This is a genomic window from Neomoorella stamsii, from assembly GCF_002995805.1.
Taxonomy (GTDB): Bacteria; Bacillota; DSM-521; order Neomoorellales; family Neomoorellaceae; genus Neomoorella; species Neomoorella stamsii.
In genome coordinates this window covers 20532-32628 of the sequence record NZ_PVXL01000037.1, presented here as the reverse complement: position 1 = coordinate 32628, position 12097 = coordinate 20532, and the positions used below count along the sequence as shown (strand labels likewise).

Annotated in this window: 13 protein-coding genes and 1 pseudogene; 2 read left to right on the top strand and 12 right to left on the bottom strand. The window is 56.5% G+C overall.

Annotated elements, in window-relative coordinates; genetic code table 11:
- Window positions 1-138: 138 nt before the first annotated feature.
- A complete protein-coding gene (locus MOST_RS17195; protein ID WP_156272821.1) occupies window positions 139-303 on the top strand; it encodes a hypothetical protein in 165 nt (54 codons plus the stop codon).
- On the opposite strand, the gene MOST_RS06285 is transcribed toward MOST_RS17195, so the two are convergent.
- The 12 genes and pseudogenes from MOST_RS06285 to MOST_RS06230 all read right to left on the bottom strand — a co-directional run bounded on the left by MOST_RS06285 (window position 293) and on the right by MOST_RS06230 (window position 11342).
- Window positions 293-1708, bottom strand: coding sequence for a phosphoglucomutase/phosphomannomutase family protein (locus MOST_RS06285; RefSeq protein WP_054935587.1), 1416 nt, complete (start codon window positions 1706-1708; stop codon window positions 293-295). The genes MOST_RS17195 and MOST_RS06285 overlap by 11 nt on opposite strands.
- Window positions 1709-1905: 197 nt before the next feature.
- On the bottom strand, window positions 1906-2670 hold the full coding sequence (locus MOST_RS06280) for a DUF421 domain-containing protein (RefSeq protein ID WP_054935588.1): 765 nt from the start codon (window positions 2668-2670) through the stop codon (window positions 1906-1908).
- Between the two features lie 327 nt (window positions 2671-2997).
- A complete protein-coding gene (locus MOST_RS06275; RefSeq protein ID WP_161952808.1) occupies window positions 2998-3231 on the bottom strand; it encodes a hypothetical protein in 234 nt (77 codons plus the stop codon).
- 15 nt (window positions 3232-3246) lie between these two features.
- Window positions 3247-4296 carry a glycosyltransferase family 4 protein gene (locus MOST_RS06270; RefSeq protein ID WP_054935590.1) on the bottom strand — a complete coding sequence of 350 codons (1050 nt, stop codon included), beginning with the start codon at window positions 4294-4296 and terminating at the stop codon, window positions 3247-3249.
- Window positions 4297-4393: 97 nt separating this feature from the next.
- Window positions 4394-4825, bottom strand: a complete 432-nt coding sequence (fabZ, locus tag MOST_RS06265) for a 3-hydroxyacyl-ACP dehydratase FabZ (RefSeq protein WP_054935591.1) — start codon at window positions 4823-4825, stop codon at window positions 4394-4396.
- Window positions 4826-4891: 66 nt separating this feature from the next.
- Window positions 4892-6493 carry a murein biosynthesis integral membrane protein MurJ gene (murJ, locus tag MOST_RS06260; protein WP_083476443.1) on the bottom strand — a complete coding sequence of 534 codons (1602 nt, stop codon included), beginning with the start codon at window positions 6491-6493 and terminating at the stop codon, window positions 4892-4894.
- Between the two features lie 12 nt (window positions 6494-6505).
- Window positions 6506-7609 carry a polysaccharide pyruvyl transferase CsaB gene (gene csaB / locus MOST_RS06255; protein WP_054935592.1) on the bottom strand — a complete coding sequence of 368 codons (1104 nt, stop codon included), beginning with the start codon at window positions 7607-7609 and terminating at the stop codon, window positions 6506-6508.
- Window positions 7597-9507, bottom strand: coding sequence for a DUF5693 family protein (locus MOST_RS06250; protein ID WP_054935593.1), 1911 nt, complete (start codon window positions 9505-9507; stop codon window positions 7597-7599). The genes csaB and MOST_RS06250 overlap by 13 nt, the downstream gene beginning before the upstream one ends.
- Window positions 9508-9648: 141 nt before the next feature.
- On the bottom strand, window positions 9649-9867 hold the full coding sequence (locus MOST_RS06245; RefSeq protein WP_054935594.1) for a hypothetical protein: 219 nt from the start codon (window positions 9865-9867) through the stop codon (window positions 9649-9651).
- 79 nt (window positions 9868-9946) lie between these two features.
- Window positions 9947-10339 (bottom strand): annotated as a pseudogene (locus MOST_RS06240) (DUF1177 family protein); the annotation flags it as partial.
- Between the two features lie 36 nt (window positions 10340-10375).
- Entirely contained in the window at window positions 10376-10792 is a 417-nt protein-coding gene (locus tag MOST_RS06235) for an S-methyl thiohydantoin desulfurase domain-containing protein (RefSeq protein ID WP_054935595.1), read from the bottom strand.
- Between the two features lie 4 nt (window positions 10793-10796).
- On the bottom strand, window positions 10797-11342 hold the full coding sequence (locus tag MOST_RS06230; protein ID WP_054935596.1) for a PucR family transcriptional regulator ligand-binding domain-containing protein: 546 nt from the start codon (window positions 11340-11342) through the stop codon (window positions 10797-10799).
- A gap of 469 nt (window positions 11343-11811) precedes the next feature.
- Here MOST_RS06230 and MOST_RS06225 point away from each other — a divergent pair, with 469 nt between their 5' ends.
- Window positions 11812-12045, top strand: a complete 234-nt coding sequence (locus tag MOST_RS06225; RefSeq protein WP_054935597.1) for an FmdB family zinc ribbon protein — start codon at window positions 11812-11814, stop codon at window positions 12043-12045.
- Window positions 12046-12097: the final 52 nt, after the last annotated feature.

The following is a 12097-nucleotide window of genomic DNA, read 5'->3' as shown; positions in this document are numbered from 1 at the left end:
TCCACAACAACTACGTCTACTGATGATGAAGATGAAGGCTTAGTCTGCCTTCTTGGACTTCATCATAAAAATGAAAATCTAAGAGAGCAAGAGATTTAACGAGCTAGAAGCAAATTATTGAGATAGGAGGTGAGACACATGCCAGCCGCCAGCGATGCCTGCCTGCGCTGCGGCGCTTCTTTAAGCTTTATGGAGCGCCTGGGCCTGGAAAATGCCATTGAAGTTCCCGGTAAAGGGGCTTTATGTCCCAGCTGTTACCGGGAACTTTCGGCCGACGAGTATGCCAGATACTTTAAATCTTAAGGGCGGAAATTATGTCTTCCTGGAGGAGATGGAGGCGCTCGTCACCGGGTGCCTCCACATATAAACGCAGGAGAGGTTCCGTGCCGGATGGGCGGAGCAAGACCCAGCTGCTGTCAGCCAGGATGAATTTAACCCCGTCAACTACCAGGCGCCCGGTCACCGGTACGCCGGCAATCCTGGCGGGGGTAAAATCTGGCAGTTCCTTTAAAACCCGCGCTTTGACATCCGGGGCTACCTTAAGGTCCAGCCGCCGGCTGACCAGCCGGCCATGGCGCTCCTGTAAATCCGCCAGGATACTTTTAAGGCTGCGTCCCTGGACGGCCCGCAGTTCAGCGACCAGGGCCGTGGCCAGGATGCCGTCCTTTTCCGGGATATGGCCGCGGATACTTAATCCCCCGCTCTCCTCGCCCCCCAGGATACAATCATGCTTTCTCAGAGCCTCACCGATATACTTAAATCCCACCGGGGTCTCAATAACTTCCAGGCCATGGGCCGCGGCCAGGCGATCCAGGTTATGGGTGGTAGCTACCGTCCGCGCTACCGGTCCCCGGTATTGCCGGTGGAAGAGCAGGTGGGCCAGGACCAGGTAAAGGATTTCATTGGCCGTAAGGTAAGTGCCGTCCCGGTCGACAACGCCGAAGCGGTCGGCATCGCCGTCGAGGGCCAGCCCCAGGTCGGCTCCTGTTTCCCGGACCTGCCAGGCCAGCTCGCTTAAGCCGCGAGCGCTGGGATCAGGCAGGGAACCGCCGAAAAGGGGGTCACGGTAGTTATGCAGGGTATGTACCTGGCAGCCGGCCCGCTGCAAAAATTCATCCAGGTAGTCGAGCCCGGCGCCATAAAGGGGGTCGACGACAATTTTTAACCTGGCCTGCTTGATGGCTGCCACATCAACTAAACCCTGCAGGTACTCCAGGTAGGCTTCCCGGGGGTCCAGTTCCTTTACCAGCCCCCTTTGCCGGGCCTCAGCCAGTTCCAGGCGTTTAATAGTCCCCCCTTCCATTACAGCCGTTATTTCTTTTTCAATGGCTTCCGTAATGGCCGGCACGGCCGGCCCGGCATAATCGGGTATAAACTTGAGCCCGGAGTAAGCAGGAGGATTATGGCTGGCTGTAAGCATTAATGCTCCTAATGCTCCATACTTTTTAATAGCCCAGGCCGTTACCGGCGTTGGTACCGCCCGGGAAGGCAGGTAAACGGTAAAGCCGTTGCCCGTCAATACTTCGGCCACTGCAGCGGCAAACTCCGGGGCCAGGAAACGGTTATCATAACCGATAACGACTTCCCCCGGTCCTTTCTCGTCCTGCAGGTAATTGGCGACGGCCTGGGTAACCATGCGGACATTGGCAAAAGTGAATTCCTCGGCAATGATGGCCCGCCATCCATCGGTGCCAAATTTGATGGTCATTACAACCACCTCCGAAAATAACTTTGTCACAGGCTGGCATTGTCTGGCTCGCACCAAAGTCCTCGCGGAGCGCCCAGCACTCACTAAACTCAGGTACCTCCAAAGGTAGTGCGACTGCATAAACCGAAGAACTGGTTTCGGTAGAAGCTCGCTCGCTTCCGACAAATGCCAGCCAGGCATTTTCATGCCCTAACCGCTCAGGAGGGCCTATCCTGTTCTTCCTTCTCCTGCTTCACCGGGCTTTCCGGGGCGTCGGTAATATCCACCGGGTTGATGATGTCGTCTTCCTTGCAATTGACATACAGGGAGCCGTCGCTCCTTAAAACGGCATAGTCAACCTGACTGATATCCTGGACCCCCTGAGCCTGGAGCTGTTGGATGAGCCACTTTTCATCCAGGTTATTTTGCTTCAGGTTCTGGAAGAGGATCTCCCCATCCATAACCAGTTCTGTAGGTACCCCCTCGTACTGGGTCGGCAGCTGGAGATCGGCCGGTGTCAGGGGGCGTTTCTGGGATTTCAGCAAAACGCTCAGATCGCCGTCAGGCTCCAGAATAGCATATTCCACATCGGCAATATCAAATACATTTTTTTGCCGCAGCTGCATGGCCATCTCATCAAAATTATACCGCATTTTTTTCATATTTCCTTCCAGGATTTTACCGTTATGCACGACTACAGTAGGTTCGCCCGAAATAAGCTTGCGGGCCGGCCGGCTGACCAGAACGGCATAACCGGCCACCCAGGTAAGAAAGGCAAAAAGGGTAAGGCCCAGGAAGTGCATCCCTGTACGGCTGGGTTCGATGTCGGTGGCCAGCACGGCAGCTATACTGCCAAAGGTGATTCCGTTTATGTACTCAAAGAAAGTCAGCTGGCCAATCTGCTGCTTGCCGAGAATCCGGGTATAGATCAGGATGGCCGCAAAGGCCAGGATGGTCTGGAGAAATACCTCGAGGTACTGCACGGATTTAAACCCCCTGAGTTTAAAGTAATTCCCGCTTATGGAGATAAAAAAGGAGACCAATGCCTGCCACGATAAAAGCCAGGATTAAGAGCGCCTCAATCAGCAAGTCGTTCATCTGTATTCCCCCGTTACTCTAAGACTTCATTTCCGTATTATTTCCCAATAAGCGCCAGAAATGCAAAAAGGCCGCAGTTAAAAAACTGCAGCCCGGGCCTTAAATCCATAAGGCGGCTTCTGAGATAATACCGGTATTTACCTGGCCTTCTTTTCGCTGGTTCCAAACAAAAGCCAGTTTTTTTTCACAGGTTCGCTTAAAGTGTACCGCTACTACCGCACCAGGTTATTTACCCGTTGCTGCAGAGCGGTCAGGCGCTGCTGCGCCCGTTCGATTTCTTGCTGCAGGGGGGCCAGGCGGCTGTCGACTGCTTCCTGGACGTAGCTACGGGTAACCACCGGGTCGGCCTGTAGGCCGGCCATAGAGGCCGTGGCTCCGGCGCTGCCCGCCAGGCCCAGGGCAAAAGCCAGGAGGAGAATAACAACGAGTAAATAATAGTTGCGCACAGCCATCACCTCTCCCTATAGCATATGGAGGGAATTATGCCTGGCTTTAACCCTGGTAAGGTGCCCTCTGCCAATAACTCCCAGTCTATCGCAAGCCAGCAGGATTATCACGGCGAGGCCCACCAGGATAAGCATACCTTGATCAGTGGCCAGCCTGGTAAGGAGCACGGCACTGCCCCCCAGGCAGGCATCCACCAGGTAGATGACAGCGACGGCCTGACGCTGGGTTAAACCCTGGGCCAGCAGGCGGTGGTGCAGGTGGCCTTTGTCGGGGGCAAAGATGGGCCGGTGGTTGAGAAAGCGCCGGATAATGGCCAGGGTGGTGTCCAGGATGGGCAAACCTAAGATGACTACCGGCACAAAGAGGGAAACCACTGTCGCGCTCTTGGTCAGGCCGATGGTAGCCAGGGCCGCCAGGTTGAAGCCCAAAAACATGGAGCCGCTGTCGCCCATGAAAATCCGTGCCGGATGAAAGTTAAAGGGCAAAAAGCCCAGCACACTGGCCGCCAGGGCCAGGGAAAGAAGGGCTACTACCACTTCCCCGTTAAGCCAGGCTACCACGGCAATGGTCACGGCGGCGATAAAGGAAGTCCCGGCGGCCAGGCCATCCAGGCCGTCCACCAGGTTTAAAGCATTGGTAACGCCTACTACCCAAAAAATAGTTACGGGAATGGCCAGTTTGCCCAGGATCACAAGGCCGTCAAAGGGGTTGGTTAGAAATTCTACTCGCACGCCAAAGGCTACCAGGATGGCTGCAGCAACAATTTGACCCATTAATTTCAGCCTGGGACTTATATTTTTAATATCATCGACCAGCCCCACCACCATGATGAAGGTACCGCCCAGTAAGAGGCCCAGGTACTTATCTTCATGGTAACCGAATAAGTAAAAGGCCGCCAGGAAGCCGGCGTAGATGGCCACGCCTCCCAGCCGGGGCATGAGGGTATGGTGAACTTTACGCTCATCGGGTTTATCGATAGCCCCCAGACGGGGTGCCACCCGGCAAAGTACAGGTGTAAGCAAAAAACTAATTACCCCCGCTAGAGCAAGGGCCAGTATATTCACCTGCGGTTCCTCCTCTATGAATGACTTTTTCGCCCTCTAATTTTCATGTTTGCTGGCAGGGACGCCCCCCATAAAGGGCTCCTACGAAATAGCTCCCCTACTCTATCTTTTCGCCCACAGCAAAAAGCAGCTCGCCTTCAGCCGCCAGCTCTTCCTCCACATAGGCGCGACCGTAGCCTTTGCCTACCCGGCCCTTCAGCTTTATAATCTCTGTCTCCAGACGTAAAACATCGCCGGGGACTACCTGGCGACGGAAACGGACTCTGTCCAAGCCGCCAAAGAGGGCAACCCGGCCCTGGAATTCCGGCAGGCTGAGTAAGGCTACCGCCCCGACCTGGGCCAGGGCTTCCATGATTAAGACCCCCGGCATTACCGGCTGCCCGGGAAAATGGCCACTAAAATACCATTCGTTGCCGCTGACGTTTTTCAGTCCTACGGCCCGCCGGCCTGCCTCTACTGCCAGAATCCGGTCAACCAGCAAAAATGGATAGCGATGGGGTAATACTTTCTGAATTGCGGTCAAGTCCATGACGTCACTTCGCTTTGGACAATATTACTGGTTCTATTCGCCATTTATCCCCACATTCCTGCTTGTTTAAATAACCCTTTGCAGCCGACGACGGAGCATGGTGCTGATGAAATTAACTTCTTCAATCCGCAATAGCCGGGCCAGGCCCCAGAAGGTCACGATCCCGGCGGCTATCAACCCCGTTAACCGGATAAGTAACCCCGCTAAAGGTTGGGACCAGGCAAAAACAGCCAGGCTTCGGCCGGCCAGCCAGACCAGCAAACCCATGCCCAGAGCCGCCAGGCCAGTGCGCAGCATAGTCCCCAGCAGGGTAACCGCCTTTAACTCCGGCAGGCGCCGGTAAAGGGCCAGGTAAAGCATCAGGGCATAGAGGCTGGCTGCCAGGGAATTGGCCAGGGCCAGGCCGCCGTGCCCCAGGTATGGTACCAGGAGATAGCTGAAGAGGATATTTAACCCGACAGACAAAAGGCCGGTAGTTACCGGGACGACAACATCCTGGAGGGCATAAAAGGCCCGGGTCAGGATGGGATGCATGGCCTGGGCCAGGAGGCCCAGGGAATAAAATAAAACCGCCACCGCCGTCATGGCCGTCGCCCGGGGATCAAAGGCCCCCCGCTCAAAAACCAGCCGCACCAGGGGTTCCCGGAGGATAATGAGCCCGGCGGCCGCCGGCAGGATAGTCAGGGCCACCAGGCCCAGGCCCCGGTCCACCAGATGAGCCATTTCCCGGCGATCTTGCAGGGCCGCCTGCTCGGCCAAGGAAGGAAAAATAGCTGTGGTAACGCTGGCTACAAAGATACCCAGGGGTAAAGTTACCAGGCGATTGCCAAAGTCCAGGGCCGTAATGCTTCCCGGTACCAGCTGGGAGGCAAAAAAGCGGTTCGTTGCCAGGTACAGCTGGACCACCGCCAGGCTTAGAGAAACTGGCAGCAGGTGGCGGCCAATTTGACGGACTGCCGGGTGATGGGCCAGCAAGCGCCAGGTATAACGAAACTGCAAACGCGGTAAGTCGGGAAGCTGGATTGCCATGTAGGCGACAAAACTTAAGACCGTCCCTATGGCCAGGCCGGTGATGCCAAAGGTTTGCCCGGCGAAGACAACCGTAGCAATAATCACCAGATTGCTGACCGCCGGCGCCAGGGCCGGGGAGGTAAAGATATAGCCAGCGTTTAAAATACCGCTGATCAGCATCCCCGTCCCCATGAATGGGAGGGAGAGGAACATGATCCGCGTTAGTTTCACCGTCAAGGCATAAACAGTCCCCGCAAATCCGGGGGCCAGGACCTGGACGAGCCAGGGAGCCAGGCCAGCGCCTGCAACCGCCAGCAGGGTCATGATTAAAAACGTCCAGTTGCCTACGGCGCTGGCTACCGCCCAGCCCTGGTCGCGGTCATCCCGGACCAGGTAGGCAGTCACTACCGGCACCATAACCGTGACAAAGGCCATCCCCAGGATGGTCTGGAGAAAATAAGGGATGGTATAGGCTACCAGGTAGGCGTCGGTTGCCGGGCCGGCGCCAAAACGGGCGGCGATGCTGGCATCCCGGACAAAACCCAGCACCCGGCTCAACAGGTTCAAGAGCAGGACGATGCCCGCCGCCCTGGCCATGCGGGCCACCGGTGTCCCTGCCGGTACCCGGACATACTTACCGTTACTTTTTGTTACCATCTTATCTGGCGGTCAGCCACCTATGGCTCCTTTCCGCAGGTACTCTACAACCAGGCGGGCGGTATCCAGAGCCCGGGGCCGCAGTTCGGCCGCAGCTGCCCTGACCCTCTGGCCGTGTTCTTCCCGGCGAGCCAGAGCCTCCTGGACTGCCGCCGTGAGGCTCTGGCAGGTTACCCCTGCCAGGGAACCCACGGCCGGCTGTTCCACCAGCCGGGCAAAGGCACCTACTTTGGGATCGTAGGGCAGGGCCAGGAAGGGCACCCCCATGACTGCTGCCAGGATCAGGGCGTGGAGGCGCATGCCAATCAAAAATTGCAGCTGGCCCATAAGGCCCATAATGGTCGCCAGGTCCAAATTTTCCCTTAAAACTGCTGCCGGCTGATGCATCAGGCGGGCTACCTGGCGGCAGGCGTCGACATCCGCGGGAAAGTGGAAAGGTAGAAATAAAACCTGCCACCCGCCGGCCACCAGGTCATCGGCCACCCTGGCCAGGGCCGGCCAGCAGTTCCCGGCCCCTGGCCAGGAGCGGACTGCAATGCCGGCTACCTGGCCCGTCAATCCCAGCTCCTGCCATTTTTCCTGGCCTGATCGTAAATCCAGTTTCTCCGGTTCCAGGCCCAGGACCGGGTCGGCCGTAACATAGACCGGCGGCCGTCTCACACCAATTTCCTCCAGGAGCTGCCGCGACTCGCTGTCCCGCAAAGTTATAAGCTGGACTTTATTTAAGACCCTGCCGGCCAGCCAGCGGCTCCACGAGCGCTTTAACGGTCCCAGGCCCTGGGCATAGACCAGTACCGGCTTGCGCAGCAGCCGGGCCAGGACCACCACGCCCAGGTAGTAGAGGAGGCTCTCCGGTCCGGTAACATCCTGGAAAAGACTGCCGCCGCCGCTGAGCACCAGGTCGGCCTGGCGGATGGCCCCGGCTACCTCTGTTAACCGCCAGCGGTTTACCGCATTAACGTTCAGGCACGCCGCCGTTTGCTCCGGGCAGTGGGAAAGGACGGTGATTTCCAGGCCGGGCACAAAGGAACGCAGGGCCTGGACCATGCTGTAAAGGACGGCCTCATCCCCGGCGTTCTGGAAGCCATAGTAGCCGGAGATGACTACCCTGGCCATGCCCTGTTCCTCCTTAAACTTTCCGTTAGCAGCTTTACTGCCGTTACCAGCAATAAACCCAGTGCGAGGCCCAGCCAGAGGCCATTAAAGGTCCGTAATAACGAAATGAGGAAAGGAATATGAATGTGCGAGAAAGTATTAACCAGGGAGATCTGCCCCACCAGGCCCAGGAGCCAGAAGAGAAGATAACGGTGCTGGTAACCCAGGCTCAGGCTTAAAAGCAAAAAGGGGTAGCCGAGGAGGAATTCTTTGGTCCGCGGCCGGGCAAGTAAAACGTTCCCCAGGAAAGAGCGCAGCTGCCCTTCAAAAGGTAACAGCCCCACCCCTTCATTGCCGCTGCGGCTGAGGTAAAGGACACCGGCAGCGGCCACCACCACGGCCAGGAGTACCAGCTTTACGGTGAGGCCGGCATCAAGCCAGCCCTGCAGGGTAGCGCCGGCCCGCCGCCCCTCCTGCCGGATAATCACGGCCGCCGTAAATAAAAGCAAGGGAGCAACAAAGGCGATTTTCACACCGCTGAATTCATTAATCTTGAGGATAAAGGTATTGTCGGCCAGGATGGCGGCAATGGCCACAGCCCCCAGGAAGGAGATCAGGGCCGTCCGCAGGGTAACGGCTATCCCCGCCTTTAAACCACGGGGCGCCGGCGACCAGGCCGTGAGCATGGCCAGGGTGGGAAAGATAATGGCCGCCCCCAGGGCCATTACCTTGCGGGCCAGCAACACCTGGTGATTCAGCCCCAGGGCCCCCGTCCAGATCACAAAACCCAGGAAACCCAGAGCTACACCCGGTCGCGCTAAGCCAAACTGCATCAATAAAAGCACCCCGGCGGCCAGGACACCCAGGCCGGCCAGGTAGAGCCACAGGCGTGAGAAGGGGAAAGGTGAAAGGGGCTCAGCCCGGCCAATAGTCAAGCCGCCGGCCAGGATTACCTTTCTTAATTCCCCCACGTAATGGAGGTTATCCTGCAGCCAGTTTGTTGATCCCGGGGTAAACTTAAAACGGGCAATGAGGACGCGGATATTCCTTTCCCTGGCTGCCAGCTCCAGGCGTTCCAGGGCCGCCGCCGGGGTTAGACCGGCCATTTCATCCACACCGATGCTGTGCACCCGCAGGGCCCTTTTATCCAGGAGCATGACCAGCTGGCTGAGGCCCTGTTGCGGGAAAAATTCAATCAGGCCCACCGGGACGTAGAGCTGCTCCACCTGGGCCGCCAGGTTGGACAGGTAATGGGGGTAACCAGGAAGGTTTTTATCATTAAAAAGCAAAGCTACGATGCTATCCTGGTAGGCCTGCAGAGGCCTTAAAGTAGCGGCCAGGGAAGCGGCGTTGGCGCCATACCACCACCGCACCTGGGGAACAAGCAGCAGGCCCAGTTCCCGCGCCATGGCCATCTCCCGGTCCGGGAAGCCCAGGCCCAGGTCCTTTAGCTCTGCCATGGCCAGGGGTATACCTAAGGCCGTAAAGTTGTTACCGGCCAGCACCTGTACCCCGCCAGGGACTTTATTTTCTAGCTGCAGTTCCAGTCGCTCCGCCAGTTCCCGGTCGCGGGTAAAAAGGTAGGTATAATCCGGGCGCACTTCTTTCTGGACTGTACCCCGGAAGGATAGGACAGCCTCAGTTCCCGGCTGGACCCAGACCTGCTGCTGGAGTTCCTCTATGGTCTGCTCCTTAAAAAGGACAGCGTTGGCTCCCTGCTGCTGCAAACGGCTTAAAGTTTCCCTGGTAGTCAAGCCACTCCACTGGGCTAATTTTTGCACCTGCTGGAAGTCGACCGCCAGGGTAACCGTGCGGTTGGCCTCTTCCAGGCGCACCCGGTTGACAATTACCACCCCTGCGGCCAGGGTGGCGATAATCAACACCGCCCAGAGGACTGGCTGGTAACGCCAGCGTAACAAAAAAATCCCTTCTTCCCTCGAGGCTACAAAAGGGATCTATTCGCCAACCGGTGACTGAATCCTCCTGGAGAAGCCCGGCAACTTGTGGTTACGATATGCTATAACCCGCCTGTCAAGGCGGGTTATAGCGCGAGAAGAATATTAAACTGTGATTTTCCCCTGGGAAACGACCAGTTTCCCGTCCAGGTACAGGTCGGGAGCCATAATAACGCCGTCAATATGCACTCCCGCCCTGACCGTACCGCCAAAGGTCGTATTATCGCCAAAGGCAAGATGAACTGTCCCGTATACCTTCTCGTCTTCTAAAATGTTGCCTGAAACCCTGGCCCGGTCATTGGTGCCTATGCCCAGTTCGGCCACGTTTCTGGCTTCAGGAACACTCCCCAGCAGTTCCAGCAGCCGCTGCCCTTCCGGACCTTGAGCAGCCGTTAAAACCCCTCCTGGTCGGCGCATTGGGGCAGATATGGGTAGCAATAATCACATCCCCGGCCAGTATATCCCCCTTTTTCTGCATGGTCCCAAGTTTCAAGGCGATAGCTACCGCAGCCAGGGCCCCATCGCCGTCGGACACAAAACCTATCCTTTCTGGCCTGGCGCCGAGGCCACCCAGCCGGCCGATCACCCCCAGGGTCGGCGCGCTGCCGCCTTTAACCTTACCATTGCTCCCCGGGACCTTGACCTTGATAAAGTCCGTAGAACCCTTGGCGCCGGCAATCCGTTTTACCTCTACGTCTTCCAGGCCGGCCTTTTTTAGTAAACCGGCTACCTCATAACCATCAACATAAGCGCTATCAAGGAGTTCATACGCTTCCATTACCTGCTTAAGAGCCATCCTGTTGCACCTCTCCTCCAGCGAACACGTATTTGATTACTTTTTTCCGGTAGCCTTTTCTACTACATGAAAAAGGGCAGGGTCCTTCATACCGCTTCCCAGAATCAGCTCGTCACGGTGGACGTGTAAAATGGCTATCTCCTGCCCCTCCTGCACTTCTGCCAAAGACAGTGGCAGGCCGGTGATGAGATCCATAGTTGCCAACAGGTCTGGAAAAGTGCCTTGCCTTTCACTATCGACTTCCAGGGTAATATATTCGTTCCAGAAGGTAAGTTCCGCCAGCTGCCGTTCACCCTGGACTACTACTGTACCAACATCAAAGCCGCCGGTGGTCTCCAGGCTAACGGCGGCTACTTTGCCGGTAAAAACGATGGCGCCGCCTAAAACTTCCGCTGCCGCTTCGATTGCCGGCAGGGGGCCTTTAGCACGATTGGCCAGGATGGCCCTGCCCACAGCGTCACGGCATGCTCGGCTTAAATTCCTCATTGCAAATAACTACTTCCCGCTCCACCAGGGCGGCCAGGGCTGTGGCTACGGCCTGGAGATTGCTGGCCTCCAGGGCCACCTGGGTAAGTTTACGGTGGACTTTATCCGAATACTCGAGCTGCCTTGCCTGTTCATTGACAATGGCCGCCATCAGTGGATTGGTGATCTCCACATACGGTACGTCATCAGGCACACTCAATAAGGGCAGCTTTAACTCGCCGGCCAGGCGGCACATTTCCTCCGGAACAGCGCTGATAAACCGCCCGAATTTCATGGCCAGGCCGGCTCCACCCGCCCTTGCCAGCTCCCGTAAAAGATTCAACTGCGCTTCCAGGTCGTTCTTTAATGCATATCCTGTTGTAATAATAAATTCGTTGGGCCTGAGCCACCCGCGGGGATCAGGTATCTCCAGGATATCTACATATTTGATTACATTATCTAGCCCTGCTTCGCCAGCCAGCAGGGTAGCCCTCTGCAGGCCTCCCAGCTTTAAAGCCTCTCTGACGGTTATGCCCATAAAGCTCCACCCCATATTCCTCCAGGAACAAATATAATCAGGCAGCAAATATCAGGCCAGAAATGCTCTTAACAGTTCTTCTTCTATAATGATAACATAATAAGCAACTCCAGGAGCAAAAAAGCAAAAGGGCAACCTTAAAGGGTTACCCTTATTCCATCCGTGGTATGCGCCTTGTTCCAGTTTTACATCCCGTCGCGGGTCTATATTATCTTAAAGCTAATGGCGCCCGAGGTTGGGTTACTGTGCAACAGCAAGTAATTTCAAATAACCAATACCCGGGATGGCACCGGATACCAGGAACACCTCCTTTTTTATCTTATTTCATGTGCTTTATAGGTTTTAGACGAAGGCGACTGCCAAATCGTAGAACTACGTCCCCTTACCCTGGCGGCCTATCTTGACAAATCGGGCTTCCTGGCGTATAACCAATGCTGGAACCATATACAGACAAGCGGAGGTGGTAACGATGCCTATCTACGAATACAAATGTGCCAAATGCGGGGTATTTGAACAGGAGCAGCGCATTACCGCCCCTCCCCTGGAAAAATGCCCCACCTGCGGCGGGCCTGTACACCGGCTGATCGGGCATAATATCAGTGTCATCTACAAGGCCGGCGGTTTCTATACCACCGAAAACCGCAGCCAGGAATATAAGGATAAGGCTAAAGAGGAAACGAAGACGGAAAGCAAGGCCAGCTAAAACCGGGGCCGGCCCCCTGACGGGGACCGGCCCTTAAATCTGGCGTTATACC

Bases quoted from the DNA above. Each gene is read 5' to 3' on its own strand.
- MOST_RS17195 (WP_156272821.1), top strand. From the start codon at position 139: ATGCCAGCCGCCAGCGATGCCTGCCTGCGCTGCGGCGCTTCTTTAAGC.
- MOST_RS06285 (WP_054935587.1), bottom strand. From the start codon at position 1,708: ATGACCATCAAATTTGGCACCGATGGATGGCGGGCCATCATTGCCGAG.
- fabZ (WP_054935591.1), bottom strand. From the start codon at position 4,825: ATGGACTTGACCGCAATTCAGAAAGTATTACCCCATCGCTATCCATTT.
- murJ (WP_083476443.1), bottom strand. From the start codon at position 6,493: ATGGTAACAAAAAGTAACGGTAAGTATGTCCGGGTACCGGCAGGGACA.
- csaB (WP_054935592.1), bottom strand. From the start codon at position 7,609: ATGGCCAGGGTAGTCATCTCCGGCTACTATGGCTTCCAGAACGCCGGG.
- MOST_RS06230 (WP_054935596.1), bottom strand. From the start codon at position 11,342: ATGGGCATAACCGTCAGAGAGGCTTTAAAGCTGGGAGGCCTGCAGAGG.
- MOST_RS06225 (WP_054935597.1), top strand. From the start codon at position 11,812: ATGCCTATCTACGAATACAAATGTGCCAAATGCGGGGTATTTGAACAG.